Below are 15,723 nucleotides of genomic sequence, written 5' to 3'. Positions count from 1 at the left end.
CAATTATGCCGTTTCGTGAAGTCAAAAAAGCCGATAAACCCAAAATTATTGACAAATCCAAACTCACTGCATCCACAATGGGGACTTCGTCAAAACCTACCAAGCCCTCATCAAAGCAAGACGAACCAAGCTCACTGAAACAAGGCTTACAATTATCTTCCCCTGCGATTTTATCGTTGGGGTTTTTAATGCTGATTGCCATTGGTACGGTGTTATTGTCGTTGCCGATTGCCAGTTTCAAGCCGATTAGTGTGTTACAAGCAGGTTTTACCGCCACCTCAGCGGTGACGGTGACAGGGCTAAACGTGGTCGATACCGCCAATTACACCACTTTTGGGCAAATGGTGATTATCGCTTTGATTCAGTTTGGTGGCTTGGGGTTTATGACCTTTGCGATTTTGGTATTGACCAGTTTACAAGGTAAAATGGGGCTATCTGGCTCAATGACTGCCCAAGAAGCCCTCGGTACAAGCGGTAGTGAAATCACCAGTACCGCCAAATCCGTTATCAAAATCGCCTTTATTACCGAGTTTTTGGGATTTATCGCTTTGACCTTGTGCTTATTGCCATTAAAAGGGCTAAAATCCGCCATGTATGAGGCGTTTTTTCTGTGCATTTCGGCATTTAACAACGCAGGTTTTGCCCTCACAGGCAACAACATGACCGAGTATGTGCATACGCCGATGGTTAGTTTTATCATTAGTTTGCTGATTATCACAGGGGGCTTTGGCTTTTTGGTGATTTTGGATATCATCAAACACAAACGCTGGCAAAAATTCACCACCCATACCAAAGTGATGATTATGGGAACGGTGCTACTCAATGTGCTAGGCTGTGTGGGGTATTGGCTACTTGAACGCCACAATCCGCACACGCTTGGCACGTTCAACGGGGTCGAGCAATGGTTTGCGTCATGGTTTATGGCGGTGACTTCTCGTACCGCAGGGTTTAACAATATCGACTACAGCCAAGTGACCGATGCCAGTACCTTGCTGACGTTTATTTTGATGTTTATTGGGGCAGGCTCGATGTCCACAGGGGGCGGTATCAAGATTGGGACGTTTGTCATCATCATGGCGACTACTTGGGCTTACTTGCGTCAAAGGCAACAGGTCACGCTGTTTAACCGTGCGATTCCTGAGCAATTGGTCAAAAAATCCTTTGCAGTAATGAGTATTTCGATTTTGATGATTGGAATGGCAGGGTTTATTTTGACCATTATCGAACCCGAAGGGCATATCGTGGATATTTTGTTTGAGGTTATCTCTGCGTCAGCGACCGTGGGGCTATCTCGCAATTTTACCCCACAGCTCACCGAATTGGGGCAAATCGTCATTATGTTTATGATGTATATGGGGCGATTAGGGCCTCTGACCTTGGCGTATTTTATCGCTACCCCAAAACCCACTCGCATTAAATACCCAGAAACACATACCTTGGTTGGTTAAAAATTAAAAAATAGAAGTTTTACAGCTTGTAAATTCATTTTTTGGTAAGATAAAAATAGAGCGTGTTGTTTACCATTTCTTGAATCTCCCCCAACCCCCTCTTTGCGAAAGAGGGGGCTTTGTCCGCTAAGTAAATTTAATATGGGGGAAAGTCCCCCTTTTTTTAAAGGGGGATTTAGGGGGATTAAAACTGACAATATGTCACATCCATTGTCTTTTGCATAAATACTAATCAATAAAGAAACTATGATGACCGCTTATATTCTCGACACCGAAGCCCATGATTTGACCGCACCGCACGCCACCGAAATCGCCTATATTAAGGTTGGTTTTGTCGATGGCGTGTTGGCATATCTTGACAAAAACGCCTTTGAGCAACGCTACAACCCCCAAAAAGCCATCAGTTTGGGGAGTATGTCCATCACAGGGATTTTTGATGATGATGTGGCGGATATGCCACCGCATACCAGTTTTGAACTGCCGACTGATTGCCAAATTTTGATTGGGCATAATATTGACTTTGATGTCGAAGTGCTTAGTAATGCCGAGTGTGACATGAGCCAAATCAAGCGAGTCTGCACCTTGGCGATGTCACGACATTTTTACCCAAACCTTGATACGCATACGCTTGGGGCAATGCTCTGTCATTTTGAGCCACAAATTGCCAAAAAGAACCTCAAACACGCTCATGGGGCGAAGTATGATATTTGGTTTAATTTTTTGGTGTTAAAGGCGATTTGCCGTGAGCAAGGCATTGATACGATGGATAAATTGGTGGAAATTGCCGAAGTCGCTCGTATTCCTACCGTCATGGGATTTGGTAAGCATAAAGGCGTGGCAATTAAGGATTTGCCAAGTGATTATGTCAGTTGGTTGTTAAAACAGGCGGATTTGGATAGTTATTTGAAATTGGCGTTAGGCAATATCAAGAGTTAGCGGATTTTTGCTTTCGTCGGTGAATGGATTGCCTTATTTCATAAGCTATTAGTGCTACCCAAAAAGCCCAAAACCAATTTAGCATACTGTTAGTCATACCGCCCATGCTAAACCATTTTGGAATAACTTGATTATTTTTAATTTGATAATGATAAACAATAGGGTCGGCAGGGCTATCAGCGTATTCTGTTATTTCCCAATCGTCTTTGATTTGTCTTAAACGAAACGAAAACGCAGGATTATCCTCTTTCGTTTGAGAGGTTTCTTGGGTGCATAAAACGTGATGATTAAGGTCGGTTAATCGGATAAGTGTTGGTTGGTTATTTTCAATGATACAAACACTAAATATCGTATTGGGCTGATGATGTTTGGGAGGCATTAAAGCGTTAAATAATGTGGCTAAAACCGCCCAACACACCATAAATGCCAAAAACTTTAGTAAGCTTTTGACAAATTTATTAGCGAAAATTGGGTGGTTTTTCATCATTTATCCAGTTTTTAATTGCCAAATTGCGGTTTTACAATCACTAAAATCACCACTGCTACCAAAATTAAAGTCGGTGCTTCATTAAACCACCGCCAAAACACATGACTTTTGGCATGAGCATTGGTCATTAACTGCTTGCGATAATGATTCGCCATAAAATGATACACCGTCAATAGCACTACCAACGCAAGCTTAATATGAAGCCAGCCTTGCGTCTTATACGCATCCCAACTCGGCACAAGCATAAGCAACCCAAACGCCCAAGTTGCCACCATTGCAGGGGTCATAATACCTCGATACAGCTTACGCTCCATAATGACAAAACGGTCATGGCTCACTTTATCCTCGCTCATCGCATGATACACAAACAGGCGTGGCAAATAAAACAGCCCTGCAAACCAACAAATCACGCTAATAACGTGCCATGCCTTAAACCATAAAAAATATTCTGCCATAGCCTCACCTGTATTATATTGGTAGATTGAATATATATAATGAGGGTATCATAGCATTGTTTGATAAATATGTGCCAACCATACAAAATAAAGTGATTTTTTATTATTTATAAGTCATTGATAAAAAAGGATATTTTATTTTTCTTTAAAAAAATATCAAAATTTTTGAAAAAAGTGCTTGACGGGGTGTTAAAAATCCTTATAATACGCACCACAACGAAGCGATACTAACTAAGAAAAAGTTAGAAAATAAATCGTAACGTTGACCACCAAATGCGGGAATAGCTCAGTTGGTAGAGCACGACCTTGCCAAGGTCGGGGTCGCGAGTTCGAATCTCGTTTCCCGCTCCATATTAAAGAAAGCCTAACTTAACAGTTAGGCTTTTTTATTGCCTGTAATTCCTCTGATTTCATTCCGTGACCACGATTTTTTATATTTTCCCCAAAATATAATTAAACCAAATTTCCTGTCTATCTACACGATTATCAACTGTTTGCCAAATTTTTAAAGTTTTGATATTTTGCAATTGATTTTCAATAATTTGCCATCGCTGTTCATTGATATCACAAAAAAAACGCCCCTCTTTTTCTCGTTCGCCATCACCGTATTTAAACGAAGCGTATAAAATGCCGTTGGGCGTTAAACAAGTGACTAAATCATTTAAAGTGCTTGGTAAATCGTCAAAAGGCACATGAAGTAAAGACGCACACGCCCAAATACCTGTAAAAGTGTTGAGCCAGTGTTGACGCTGAATTTCATCAAATTTTAAGCATTGCCAATTCACACGTTTATCCGTAACTTTGGCTAAATCAATGAGATTTTGTGAGCCATCAATGGCAGTGACCTCAAAGCCTTGATTAGCAAAAAACACGCTATCACGCCCAGAGCCACAGCCCACATCCAAAATCACTTGCTGACCTTTTGGTAGATGAGCTAAAAATAGCTCATAGATATTTTGCATATCCACATTAATGGTTTGGCTAAAAAAAACGTTAGCGTGGGTCTGATAAAAATTGAGGGTTGTCATCAAAAAATACTCAAGCCTTGTGGTTTTGGTTGCCAAACATGAATCAAATGCTCTTTGGAAAAACGATAGGATTTATTTAGAAAATATTGACGGTCACGCTCATTATTGCCTGTTTGCATAATCAGCGTTTCACGCAAGGGGTGATGACTGCCAATCAAATATTCATTGCGAGTATGTAAACGCTCAAGCAGTTGTAAATCGAAAATTTATTTTAGACTAATCAATAATTCATTTTAGACTAATTTTAAGAAGTTATTTTAGACCAAACCCACTTTATATAGTGAGTTTAATAATTTATTTTATACTAATTATGCAATGCGTCGCCATATATTATACGTCTTGGATGGTTGCACGTTATTATGAGGCTTATCACCACCACTTGAATTTACTGTAAGTAAGTCAGGCTCAGTACCATCATAACCACCATTAGCGAAGTATTTAGAGCCAGAGTCACTGACTGCCGCTAATGTCACATCATGTGAGTGAGTAGGCATTTCATCAATATTAAGTTTATGTTCATATTCACCAAACAATCTGCCATTTTGGCGTGTCCATGCAGGGCTATCAACTTGACTTGAGAAGCCAACGATAGCACGACCCTCTGCTTCACGCTCCCATGTGCCATACCCCTTATATATAGCAACTTCCGCTGGACTATTAAAGTGCTGGCAAGTGACGATAATTTCGCCAATCGCTGTATCTTCAAGCTTACGATTTTCTAACGCTAAAATACGGCTATTTTGTTCAGCGAATTTATTGGAATAATCATTGATTGCCTTTTGTAGTGCGGTATTTTTGGCAAAAGTTGTTATTAGGATGTTAGATAATTGATGATTATCTGCTTTATCTAACGGTACACCTAATCCCTCAATAACGTTGGCAATCTCTTCTTGTACACTATTACACCACATTGGGGTAAGATAGGTGGCATCTTGATTGGGTAAATCAGCATTATCATGGAAGCCGTTTTTACCAGTGCCATTCAGATTTTGGCGAGCGGTGGCTGAGTCAATACGGTGCATAGTTTATCCTGTTGGTTAGTTTTGTACAATCAAATCAATGCGTAAAGCGGCAGGTAAAAAATGACGCTCCAAACATGGCATAGATACGGTTAAAGGGGCTTTGACGGTCACAGTTGCTTTAAATCGTAACCGCTCGCTATTGACTGGGTCGGTGCATTTGCCAGTACATTGCATTGGCACGTAAGTTTTGACGGCTACAATTTGTTGGTTATAACGGTCAAACAGGCTTTGCAAGCCTTGTCGATTCAGCTTAACATGACCTTCTCGCATGACTCGCTCAAGCTCTGCCAAGCGTGTTTGTTCATTGGCTTGGGTATTATCAACGCCACAGCCAAGCGGTAATCCGTACTCACGTTCATAGTCGGCTAAAAGTGCCAAGGGTATGCGTTCGATATTGCTCAAAATCTGCTCATCAGCAGTCAAAATATCGCTGAAAGCCTTGCTGTGAGCCATGATATCATGGTATAATAGCGTGTCTAATGCATTATCATAACTACCACTCGGTAAGTGAGCCATTAAGATATCAGCAATCATTTCTTGGTTGTTTACTGTCATTCTTTTGCCTATTTATTGGGTCACTTGAATTAATCCTGCTCTTATCCAACCCACTTGCTCCATACTGACCGTAGGGTCAAGGTTTTGATTGGGTGTCAGTACCACGTCAGTTACACCAGTCACCCCCAATATCAATGCAGATAACACAGATTCACGGTAGCTTTCCGCAGGTGCAAGACCTGTCAAATACCGCTCAATGATGTTATAAATCTCACCATTATTGATATTTACCCCAACCACTTTGGCAGTGACATCCAATTTAATAACCGTTGGCTTAAAGGCTCGCACGTCCTCAAAGAAAGCAGCAGCGTTTTGTAAGGCGTATTGGGCTTGGGTTAATAGACTATCACTGGGTAAGGTTGCACCATTCGCCCCTGTTGCGGTAATTGCGACATCCACCGAACCCACCCCACGTCTGCGAGGGTAGATAAAGGCATTGGCTACCCCTGCGACTCCTAATACCGCTTGGCGTAAGTCTTCATAGCGTGATAGGGTTTTTCCCAGTTTTTTCTTTTCCCACAGCCGATTTCGCCAGCGTTCAAGGTCTTCACCGTCTGAACCGCCTGATAGGGTGTCAATGGTGACGGTAGGCATGACCCCAGCAATACCAGTGACCCAAAGCAATGAGCCATCACGGTTATAGCTTCCCCCTGCTTTGTCGGCTTGAATTTGCAAGGTCACGGCTTTACCTGCTGTGGTAATGGCTTGATTGGTGGTGTACCAATAGTAGCCTTTGCCATCTGTCAGACGGCTACCGACTGGGATGGTGATACCTGTAATCGTGGCAATGGCTTGGATTTGACCTGTGGCAATACTACCGCCTAAGCGTGGCAAGCCGATTTGGTCAGCGTGGATATATAGATACGGCTCATCAGCAGTTTGTACAAATAATTGACGTACAATGTAAGATTGATGAGCATATAGCCCCTCGACTACCGCAGACGTGCCATCAGCTCGGATACTGGCATCACTGTCATCAGGTATCGCAAGACCAGTCTGATTAAGGTACTCATTGAGAATAGTCGCTCGAATTTGGTTAAAACTGGGAATTGGGTACATTATCCTGCTACCTTAATCGTGTAATTTGTGGTGTAAACTTGTCCACTTTGGTGGGTCAAAGTAATGATTAAATGAATATTGCCCCTGATAATTGGCAACTGCTCAATCACGGTGATACTGGCTAAAAAATAACGGTTTTTAAGCGGTTCTAACGCTTGCTTCGCCCATGCTACGGCTTGCAGTCGGATTTGTGGTGTGTCTTTGCAACGCTTGAGCCGATATAGCTCACTACCCAAATTTTTATCCGCAAAATAACTGCCTTTTTGGGTGCTAAGACGTAGATATACGGCATCTAGCACATCAATCACTGGCGGTGCAGTCAATGTGCTGGCAATATAATCATGTGTGACTAGGTTAAATTTCATCATTACACCATTGGATTGGTTGGCGGTGTGCCATCTGTGACATGGCTATGACTGTTGTAAATAGTACGGATTTCAGCCATTGAGCCTTGCATATCATTGATTTGACCGTTTGCTGTGATATTGCCGTGGGTTGTGATATTGCCCTGTACGTCAACATTGCCAATCATTTTGATACCAGCTTTACCTAGACGGATTTCATGTCCAAACTGGTCATAGATGACCACCTCACCTTCATTGGCAGTGACAACGATAGGGGCTTCACCACTGGCGATAATGACCATATTTGTCGCACGTCCACCGATAGGTAACATGACCACTTGACTATCAACAGGCAAGTCACTGGCAAAGCCCACTTGTTGCATGATGCGGACATTGTCGATAATCTCTTCAGACAGCCCAGTGACTTGTAACGGTGTACCACGGCGTTTGACAAAGCCACAGATGGCTTGACGGACTCTGTTTATCATTTGCGTTTACGCCTCACGGTTGTTTGTTTCTTGGCTTTTTTGGCTTTTGTATCTTTGATAAGCTCAACGTGTTGTATCGGTTGCATCCAGTCGCTAAATTTGCGTAGTCGTAGTTCGGTGGTTTTACCGTTTTGGCGGTCAAGCTTTAGGGTGCGACCATAAATCACCCAGTCACCAACGATTCTAGGCATAACATCAGATTCAAAGCTGACTTTCCAACCCAATTCAAGAGCGGCCCAAAATGGTAATGTTAGGACGCACTCATAAGCATCAAGCCAACTATCATGTAAAGCTTTTTGAGCATACTGCATGGCTTCGGCTTGGTTTTCTGCTTTTGATTCGTTAAGGATTTTCCGCCTTTTAATGGGCAATCTATCATCAGTGGCAATACCTCTAAAGTTATTGCCTTTATCATCCTGTCCAACAACTTCAACAATACTGTAAGCATTGGATAAGTCTTCAGAATAAGTAATGTTCGTGATTAAATTTGGCTTTTCTTCTGTGCTTTTTTTATTCATAATAAAAGTAAGCCCTTGTGACTGTTGCACATTAAAAGGATTACCAATACAGATTGCCCCATCAGGTGACATCCATACATATTGCCCACTGGCTTCAGCCCCTTTATTAATTGCATCCCATACACTAAGACCATCTTCAATGCCAACTTTAGCTTTTAGATAGTTGTTATCTTGTGGTAATATTTGCCAAGGGAGCGAACCTAAGTCGCTGTTAAAAATAAAACGATGAATAATTTCCTCAAGTGTCATATTCTGCCCTTGGGTGATAGGGGCGGAAGTATCTAATAGTTGCCCTGCTAAATCACGTCCTGTGATAGCCACGCCAATTTGTCCACGGCTGACCGTTTGCTGAATTTTGTCGATGACACCGACCATCAAAATACGACTTTTCTCTTTTAATTCAAGGCTTATTTGACATACTGCCCCACTTTTTACCACATCAGGTAAAGTTGTTAAATCCACACCCAGCCACGCAAATGACCAACCATCCGCAGGAATGCCGATGTCACTATCAATGCTGATATCGTCCCATTGATTACACTCTAATCCATTAACAATCAGTTTAATATTCCCCAATCGCTCTGCCACTTGTTCAGCAGTAACAGGTGGATTAAGGAGTAAGGCTTGAGGGGTTGTGGATAAAACTACATTATCATTTGGCATAGACATTTAACCTCGTACCAGCCATGACCATTGCAGGGCTTACCAAGCCTTTATTAAGGCGTAGCAGTTCATCAGCTCGGCTATGGTCAGCATATAGCCGATGAGCAATCAGTCGTAGGGTGCTATTGCGTTTAACGGTATATTGGGTCAAAGGTGGTTTTTTATTTACTGCCTCATTGGTAAGCTGTTGCAAGGTTGCCGAGGCTTGTTTGAGCTTGGCGACTTGTGTGCGTGTGTCCAATACGATTTTTGGGACATTGACACTCACAGGCGGTAATGGGTCAATCCGTCTGATAACCGTAATAGCGGTGTTAATGTTTTGCCGTACCACGTTGTTGGCGGTGATGATATCGAGTGGCGTTAGAACCTGTTGTATTTGGTCAAGTTTTAACAACTCCATCACGGTTTGTGATTGTAATGCCACAGGCAATACCGCCCCCACAAATCGCAAAGGCGGTATATCGGTATCGCTAAACATATCACCAATGCTTTCGATTTTATGGATGACTCTACGCCAATTTGCCATTGGGTCAGCATCGAGCGGAATATCGTGCATCAGTCCGATGGTGTCATTCACGATACCATTTAGCCAGTCAGGTGGACTGGTTAGGTCATAGATAGCTTGGGTATTGACCTGCAAAAACTGCCTTGCTTTTTTGATTTCGGCACGCACTTTTTCAGGGATTGAGCGTGTCAATTCCACTGCTTCAGGGGTACTCATTTGCTCCAGTTGCTCTTGATACACTTCTAATGTTTCGCTTGGTGTGTCCAAGATGACTGCGGTTGGCTGTTCTTCGACTGGGGGCAGTGGGGTGGGGACAAATAGTTCTTTGTTGTCACTGGCGGATTCAGCGATGACAAAATTAACGTCAATGCTACAGCTATCAACGGCATCAGGCTCATGCTTGATGCTATAATCCATGACTTGCACTTGCATTGAGCCGTACAATGGATGGACAAGCTCGCCTGTACCGTGCATATCTAGGGCAATGATAAAGTTGTCACGATAAATCTCGTAGTCATCACCCTCAAAAAATGCGGTGATATTATAACGGCGTGCATCATTCCCCATGTCTGATAGGTGGGCTTTATTGCTGTATGGCGACTGGTGGATGACGACAGATTTACTGCGAGTTTCGCCCAGTGCCGTGCTTTCAAACGGTATTTGGCGAAATGTTGCATCAAATAAGGTGTCTTTCCAAGCCATTGGTTATCCCATAAAAAACCCTGTCAATTTGGGTTAGTTTGACAGGGTTTGATAACTGGGGATAATTGGCGTAGTTCCGACTATTTTTGGATTTCGTTAGTAAAATTTCATAAGTTATTTTAGACTAAATAGGTATAATACCCCTCAATCCTCCATTTTATAGGTGTTTTATGAGTGTAGAAATTACCTTAGGTAAAGGCGGTCATCCACGATACAAGGAAGTATCAGACTATGGCAAACTAGCTACGCAATACTCCAATACTGATATCAACTTAGCCATTACTTATCTTGAAAAAATATGGGAAATCAATAACACAACGGACTATGATGCTGATTTAGCTCAACTGGTGCGATTGCCAAAATTTTTGCAACAAGCAGGAAGACTTGATGAAGCCTTGGTGCGATGCGATGAGTTATTAAATTCGTCAGTTGATAGAATGACGACTAGATGGTCTTTTCATCGTTTCGGCTCAATCATTAAAGATTACTTCCTTGCTCTTGATAGAGCAGGAATTTACAAATGCCTTGCTATTATCTATAAGCGTGAAAAAAATAAAGAAAAATCAGCATATTATAAAGAATTAGAGAGCCAACAACTTGCAATCGCTGATTCTCTAAATCAAGAAATTAAGATATTGGAAGATAAAGAACTTCAAATTTACCAAGACTGGAAAGATGGCAAACGCAATAATTTCTAAGTTATTTCAACCACATAGGAACAACCGCCCCACGCTTTAGGTCTGTGATAGGGCTTGCAGGCGTAGGATACTTATAAAACGGCATACTCGGCTGTGGATTGGTAATGTTTTGAATGATATTTTGACTAAAATCAATGGACTTAATCGCATTGGTCGTCTGCTGAATTGCCATTCTTGTTTGCTGTTGTTCAGCAATCATCTTATCGTATTTTTCTTGGTCGGCTACCGCTTGTTTGGCGGTTTCATCGCCCAAAAAGGCAAGCCCTTTGGCAATATATTCACCAGTTGCATCACCAAATTTTCTACCAGTTTCAGTACCATCAATGACATATTTATTAATTGCAGAGCCAATTTCCCAACCGACCATACCTGCAAGACCTAACAGCCCTGCTTTGGCGGCGATACTAGAAGCCCCTAACGCATTAACACCTGCCGTTGCCGAAGTCATCACACCGCCAAGACTGCCAAATTTAGTTATCAAAGTACCAACTGTCGCAGTAGCACCTAAAGTAGCTAACGCTACACCTGCCGTATATGCCCCAGTAGCAAGACCACTATGCTTTTCCATAAACCCTGCCATCTCAGTATTATAGGTTTTTAATGCCCCATTCACATTGAGATAGGCTTGATAGTTGATGTTTAATTGTTCATTAACATTTTGTTGATTGGTGGCAAATTCTTGAGTGCCTAACCATTGGCTATCCGCTTGAATCTCACCTGCACCACTACTCATACGATTATAAACATCATTATATTGTTGACTATTCTGTGATGCCGCCAAAAATGCCATACGGCTTTCTTTATCAGTCAATATACTGCCAATAAATGAACCTGTGAGCATTTTTTGCATAGCTTCTAATGTCTGCCTGCGTTCATCAGTCGTTTTGGCATTACTGGCTTCCGTTTTTAATTGCTGATATTTTTTATCATTTGCCATCTCACGGTCAACAAGTTTGGCAAGGGCTTGGACAGGCATAACCCCTTGTTCACGTTGCTTTTGAAAATAAGCATCAAGGTCAAATACCGTTTTTTTACCATCTTTTTTAGTATAGTCGCCTTTTTGTAAGGTGATATTTTTGGCAACTGCACTGGCAAGGTCAGGAGCAGTCAACTTACCCAATAAATTATTCACATAGTTACCTGCCTCATCCTGCGAACCTGCAACAAGCATGGCTGTCTGATTTAACGCTGTTAAATGCTTTACACCTTCTAAGCCTGTATAACCTGCGACACTAGCTTGAGCCAACTGTGACGGTAAAAACTTAGCTTGAGCTTTTAGACCAAATGCCCCTGCTTTACCACCAACATAAATAGCTTCTTGGGCGGTTGCTAACTTATCGGTACTAATACCAAACGTCTTGAGAGCCACTGCAACATTTGCCATTTCTGTCGCATTTGCACCAGAGGCAAAGGCAGTTTTAGCGGTAGCATTCAGAGCAGTTGGCAGTTCAGAAGCCGTAAATTTGCCACTATCTAGCATAAATGCACCTGCATTTGCCACATCTTCACGACTACCGCCATTGCGTACCGCATTTTCAACAGTTTGGCTGATTTGAGTCTTTAACTGATTACGTTGTGTTTCACTCATGCCAACTTGCGAGGCGTTCACAGTCATACGAGCCACTTGCTCATCATAACTACGAGCAGGTTGGATTTGACTATTAATGACAGATGCACCAGCCACCACGCCACCAGCAATGGCTGTACCTGTATTAATGGCACTACCAATACGTTGGGTTAATTTGGGGGTTGTGCGTAATTCATCATTCAGTTGTCTGACCTGTTGACGCATTGATTGATAGGCTCTACGCAAATCTTGACTGCTGACATTTGATGCTTGCGACAATCGCCGATACGCATTTTCAGAATTACGAATCTCATTAGTAATTTGCTGTTGCGTGCGTAGCCCCAAGCGATTCATATCATTCAAATTGCGAGCATATTGCACATTTTGTTGGGTGATACGATTAATTTGCTCTTGGGTCATACGAGCAGTATTAAGCCCCCTCGTATATTGAGCTTGTGTGGTACTGACCCTTTGCCACCCTTGATTGATTTGCTGTACGCCACGTTGTTGCTGTTGGGTCAGTTGCTGTAGCTCACGCCCTGCATTGCCAGTCAAGCGGATATTTAGACTGACGGTTTGGTTATTGCTCATAATTGCCCCTTATCTTTGACTAATTTTGACTTACGGCGTGTGGCGACTTGTTTGGTGCTGGTTGATTCAATCATCGTAGATTGGGTGGTGGGTGTGTTGGATGAATTGTTAGACTGATTCTTAGATTGGGCGTTAGATTTTGCTCTTTCGGTAGCCACCGTGACAAATTCTAACGCTAGCGGAATCGGCATACCCCACGCATCCGCATAGGGTACACCCAATCGCATAAGGGCAAGTGTTAAGGCGACTCGCTCGCTTGTTCCTTCTCTTTTTTTTCGAGGTCAAAGCGGATATTGGCAAGATGGTCGCCATCGAGCTTACTTGCCCCTGCCAGTTCGTCATAAGTCGGATTGCGACCCAAGTCGTCAATCACTGTCATTTGAGCCAGTTCAAGCAATCCGATAAACTCATCAGTTTTGGCACTGGATAACGCTTTATAGCTGTCAGCCACTGTCAATGTGGTGACGGTCACTGATTTATGGCGTTTACCATTGACTTCAATGCCAATCGGTAAGGTGGTTTGTTGAGATACTGCCATGATTATTCCTCAATTTTGTTAAGTGCAAACATTTCAAGGCTACGAGTTGCCTCACCATCGGTTTTGTAGCTTTCTGATACATCGGTCACGCTACAGTCAACATACGTGGTACGCTTACCACCGTCAATGCTTTCGACCACCACACGAGCGTCTTCCACGTTTTCCCAATCGAAGTCATCGACCTCATCGACAAACACCTCAAGTGACAAGCCAATGGATTTGATGGTTTTGGTTTTTTTGCGGACACGCCCCTCACGGTTCATAGTGGGGACAGCCTTGCGACCAGCCATGATTTTTGGGCTAATACTGCCACAGTCAAACTCACGACCATTGACATGTAGCACAATCGCACCTACTAATTGATTGCTTTCGCTCATATTTTTTCCTTGTATTTGGTAGTGGCGTATTGCATACGCCCAATGTTATGAGTAATGAGTAATGATTAATACACATCCAGTGTCACCGCCACAATGTGCATACCTCTGACCCAATCCGCTGGTATTCTCGCATTGGCTCGTGTCTTGTCATGCGTATCTTGTACCACCGTCAACTCTTTTTGACGATTGGTAACATTTTGCAAGATTTCAGCCTGTTCAAGTTTTAGGCAACGGCTCAACATCTGACTGCGTAAGTCTTTGCGAGTGGCTTCGGTGTTTTTACGCCGTGGGTTTGCCATAATCGCAGTGCGAATATCTTGACGGACATAGCGGAGGATTAACGCCCCATTGATATCCAGTAGCAGGTCATCAGGTGAGCCTTGCTCATTGACTTGGTAGGTTGAGATAAGGCGGACAATCGCAGGGTCATCTTGTGCATCCAATGCCACCACTGCCACGCCTTTATTGAGAGCTTGTTCGATGCGTGTGCGTGTCAAACGCTTGTCAGCGGTGACCACTGGCAGGTTTGGAAGTTTGATACCATTGAATGGCACGGCAGGGTCTAGTTCGGCTGAAATCGCCCCTGCAATCCCTGCGGACAGTTCAGGTTCAAAGCCTGTTGCACCGTGATAGCAGACAGCTACCACACGGTAACAGGCTTTGACTTTGGCAAACTGGGCGAAGGTGGTCGCTTGGTCAATGTCGCTGAATGGTACGATAAGGATGGCATCTTTTTGTTCAGTAGCTGAACTGACAAAGTCAAGATATTCTACCCATGCGTTGGCTTCTTTTTCATCTGTAATGGGTTTGGACAGAGCGATGATGCTGTGTCCGAGGGGTGATAAAATTTGATGGGTCATAGTAGTGTATCCTTCATTCTAAGATATTATTCAATTCTTACTGCATACAGCGATATTGGTGTACGCAACTGTGTTTGACCTATATAATCATCTCTATATGTATCACGTAATACATGACACGTAACACCTTCTGCTGAGATAACTAGTAATTCCTCGCCAATATTAATTTTACCAATAATACTATCTGGTACAGTGTAGGTCATACTATTAATATGAGTCCAATAGCTATTGAGCAATCCACTGATATTATTAGGCAATTCGGCTTTTGCTAGGTCTTTGTCATAAGGTCGCCCATTTATAAAGTCAGCATAGATTATTTTCTTGTTAGTCGACATTACTTCAGTAGATATGCCATAATATTCAGTAGGTCTATCCACACGCTCTTCTGCTGTTGGAAATTTCTCAAGGTGTTGTTGTATCAAGTATTGTGATAATTCGATCACACTATTGAATCTTGTACCATCCTGTTTAGACTTAAAATAAATTTCAACAGTCATCAGTTTTGATGAATTGATATTGTTATCATTAGTAGGTGAACCACTGTTAGGAGGCGGATTTCTATCAATGGGTAAGCTATTCACATCACTAACTGCTTTCCCAAGCATTCCACATTGACCCCCTGTGACATCTGTACCATCGTTGCCATCATCCGACCAGCCACACTACCAATCCCAAACTTGGCATCTGCGGTAGTCTTGTCATAGATTGCTGTTGGCACGCCATTATCCACAGCTTGCACATCATCTGTTACTAGCACAATCTTATGATTCTGCCCCACAAGCCCAGTGCGTTGGGTATTGGTATTAATCTCGGTATAGACCGCAGGGGTGCGCACTTGTCCAATGCTCATCGCATCATCCTTTTTTTGTAGGGTGAGTTAGC

Annotated in this window: 21 protein-coding genes and 1 tRNA gene; 4 read left to right on the top strand and 18 right to left on the bottom strand. The window is 42.6% G+C overall.

Features of this window, described 5'->3' with window-relative positions; translation table 11 throughout:
• Positions 1 to 5: 5 nt before the first annotated feature.
• Both ACK1U4_RS06840 and ACK1U4_RS06835 read left to right on the top strand, forming a co-directional pair.
• A complete protein-coding gene (locus ACK1U4_RS06840) occupies positions 6 to 1,448 on the top strand; it encodes a TrkH family potassium uptake protein (RefSeq protein ID WP_419400136.1) in 1,443 nt (480 codons plus the stop codon).
• 249 nt (positions 1,449 to 1,697) lie between these two features.
• Positions 1,698 to 2,384 (top strand): putative quorum-sensing-regulated virulence factor, encoded by a 687-nt coding sequence (locus tag ACK1U4_RS06835; protein ID WP_419400135.1) that lies wholly within the window; start codon positions 1,698 to 1,700, stop codon positions 2,382 to 2,384.
• Here ACK1U4_RS06835 and ACK1U4_RS06830 read toward each other — a convergent pair.
• Complete coding sequence (locus ACK1U4_RS06830) at positions 2,374 to 2,868, bottom strand: hypothetical protein (protein WP_419400134.1); 495 nt, start codon at positions 2,866 to 2,868, stop codon at positions 2,374 to 2,376. The two genes, ACK1U4_RS06835 and ACK1U4_RS06830, sit on opposite strands and share 11 nt — an antisense overlap.
• Positions 2,869 to 2,882: 14 nt before the next feature.
• Positions 2,883 to 3,326: a protoporphyrinogen oxidase HemJ gene (gene hemJ, locus ACK1U4_RS06825; RefSeq protein WP_419400133.1), complete on the bottom strand. Its 444-nt coding sequence runs from the start codon at positions 3,324 to 3,326 to the stop codon at positions 2,883 to 2,885.
• A gap of 275 nt (positions 3,327 to 3,601) precedes the next feature.
• Between hemJ and ACK1U4_RS06820 the strand changes: the two genes are divergently transcribed.
• A tRNA-Gly gene (locus tag ACK1U4_RS06820) sits at positions 3,602 to 3,677 on the top strand.
• Positions 3,678 to 3,757: 80 nt separating this feature from the next.
• Here ACK1U4_RS06820 and ACK1U4_RS06815 read toward each other — a convergent pair.
• The 9 genes from ACK1U4_RS06815 to ACK1U4_RS06775 form a co-directional block, all read right to left on the bottom strand.
• Positions 3,758 to 4,354, bottom strand: coding sequence for a class I SAM-dependent methyltransferase (locus ACK1U4_RS06815; RefSeq protein WP_419400132.1), 597 nt, complete (start codon positions 4,352 to 4,354; stop codon positions 3,758 to 3,760).
• On the bottom strand, positions 4,354 to 4,512 hold the full coding sequence (locus ACK1U4_RS06810) for a hypothetical protein (protein ID WP_419400131.1): 159 nt from the start codon (positions 4,510 to 4,512) through the stop codon (positions 4,354 to 4,356). Before ACK1U4_RS06810 ends, ACK1U4_RS06815 begins: the two co-directional genes overlap by 1 nt.
• A gap of 150 nt (positions 4,513 to 4,662) precedes the next feature.
• Positions 4,663 to 5,376 carry a phage baseplate protein gene (locus ACK1U4_RS06805; RefSeq protein ID WP_419400130.1) on the bottom strand — a complete coding sequence of 238 codons (714 nt, stop codon included), beginning with the start codon at positions 5,374 to 5,376 and terminating at the stop codon, positions 4,663 to 4,665.
• A gap of 15 nt (positions 5,377 to 5,391) precedes the next feature.
• Positions 5,392 to 5,931 carry a hypothetical protein gene (locus tag ACK1U4_RS06800; protein WP_419400129.1) on the bottom strand — a complete coding sequence of 180 codons (540 nt, stop codon included), beginning with the start codon at positions 5,929 to 5,931 and terminating at the stop codon, positions 5,392 to 5,394.
• Positions 5,932 to 5,943: 12 nt separating this feature from the next.
• Positions 5,944 to 6,990, bottom strand: coding sequence for a baseplate J/gp47 family protein (locus tag ACK1U4_RS06795; RefSeq protein ID WP_419400128.1), 1,047 nt, complete (start codon positions 6,988 to 6,990; stop codon positions 5,944 to 5,946).
• On the bottom strand, positions 6,990 to 7,355 hold the full coding sequence (locus ACK1U4_RS06790) for a phage GP46 family protein (protein ID WP_419400127.1): 366 nt from the start codon (positions 7,353 to 7,355) through the stop codon (positions 6,990 to 6,992). The genes ACK1U4_RS06795 and ACK1U4_RS06790 overlap by 1 nt, the downstream gene beginning before the upstream one ends.
• 2 nt (positions 7,356 to 7,357) lie before the next feature.
• A complete protein-coding gene (locus tag ACK1U4_RS06785; RefSeq protein WP_419400126.1) occupies positions 7,358 to 7,822 on the bottom strand; it encodes a phage baseplate assembly protein domain-containing protein in 465 nt (154 codons plus the stop codon).
• The gene (locus ACK1U4_RS06780; protein WP_419400125.1) at positions 7,819 to 9,009 is read right to left on the bottom strand and encodes a phage baseplate assembly protein; all 1,191 of its coding nucleotides are present in this window, start codon (positions 9,007 to 9,009) and stop codon (positions 7,819 to 7,821) included. The genes ACK1U4_RS06785 and ACK1U4_RS06780 overlap by 4 nt, the downstream gene beginning before the upstream one ends.
• The gene (locus tag ACK1U4_RS06775; protein ID WP_419400124.1) at positions 8,993 to 10,210 is read right to left on the bottom strand and encodes a DNA circularization N-terminal domain-containing protein; all 1,218 of its coding nucleotides are present in this window, start codon (positions 10,208 to 10,210) and stop codon (positions 8,993 to 8,995) included. Before ACK1U4_RS06775 ends, ACK1U4_RS06780 begins: the two co-directional genes overlap by 17 nt.
• 170 nt (positions 10,211 to 10,380) lie before the next feature.
• Here ACK1U4_RS06775 and ACK1U4_RS06770 point away from each other — a divergent pair, with 170 nt between their 5' ends.
• A complete protein-coding gene (locus ACK1U4_RS06770) occupies positions 10,381 to 10,908 on the top strand; it encodes a hypothetical protein (protein ID WP_419400123.1) in 528 nt (175 codons plus the stop codon).
• A gap of 1 nt (position 10,909) precedes the next feature.
• Here ACK1U4_RS06770 and ACK1U4_RS06765 read toward each other — a convergent pair whose 3' ends face one another.
• From ACK1U4_RS06765 to ACK1U4_RS06735, 7 genes are all read right to left on the bottom strand, one after another.
• Positions 10,910 to 13,066 (bottom strand): phage tail tape measure protein, encoded by a 2,157-nt coding sequence (locus tag ACK1U4_RS06765; protein ID WP_419400122.1) that lies wholly within the window; start codon positions 13,064 to 13,066, stop codon positions 10,910 to 10,912.
• On the bottom strand, positions 13,063 to 13,293 hold the full coding sequence (locus ACK1U4_RS06760) for a hypothetical protein (RefSeq protein ID WP_419400121.1): 231 nt from the start codon (positions 13,291 to 13,293) through the stop codon (positions 13,063 to 13,065). The genes ACK1U4_RS06765 and ACK1U4_RS06760 overlap by 4 nt, the downstream gene beginning before the upstream one ends.
• 11 nt (positions 13,294 to 13,304) lie before the next feature.
• Entirely contained in the window at positions 13,305 to 13,604 is a 300-nt protein-coding gene (locus ACK1U4_RS06755) for a hypothetical protein (RefSeq protein WP_419400120.1), read from the bottom strand.
• Positions 13,605 to 13,606: 2 nt separating this feature from the next.
• Positions 13,607 to 13,981 (bottom strand): hypothetical protein, encoded by a 375-nt coding sequence (locus ACK1U4_RS06750; protein WP_419400119.1) that lies wholly within the window; start codon positions 13,979 to 13,981, stop codon positions 13,607 to 13,609.
• 65 nt (positions 13,982 to 14,046) lie between these two features.
• Positions 14,047 to 14,841, bottom strand: coding sequence for a phage tail sheath C-terminal domain-containing protein (locus ACK1U4_RS06745; RefSeq protein WP_419400118.1), 795 nt, complete (start codon positions 14,839 to 14,841; stop codon positions 14,047 to 14,049).
• Positions 14,842 to 14,867: 26 nt separating this feature from the next.
• Positions 14,868 to 15,422 (bottom strand): hypothetical protein, encoded by a 555-nt coding sequence (locus ACK1U4_RS06740; protein ID WP_419400117.1) that lies wholly within the window; start codon positions 15,420 to 15,422, stop codon positions 14,868 to 14,870.
• Complete coding sequence (locus tag ACK1U4_RS06735; RefSeq protein WP_419400116.1) at positions 15,419 to 15,691, bottom strand: hypothetical protein; 273 nt, start codon at positions 15,689 to 15,691, stop codon at positions 15,419 to 15,421. Before ACK1U4_RS06735 ends, ACK1U4_RS06740 begins: the two co-directional genes overlap by 4 nt.
• Positions 15,692 to 15,723: the final 32 nt, after the last annotated feature.

Origin of the sequence: Moraxella sp. TY6 (assembly GCF_048551375.1) — a bacterium.
Lineage (GTDB): Bacteria > Pseudomonadota > Gammaproteobacteria > Pseudomonadales > Moraxellaceae > Faucicola.
Note: the sequence above shows the minus strand (reverse complement) of the source record. Positions and strands in the feature narration are given on the sequence as shown.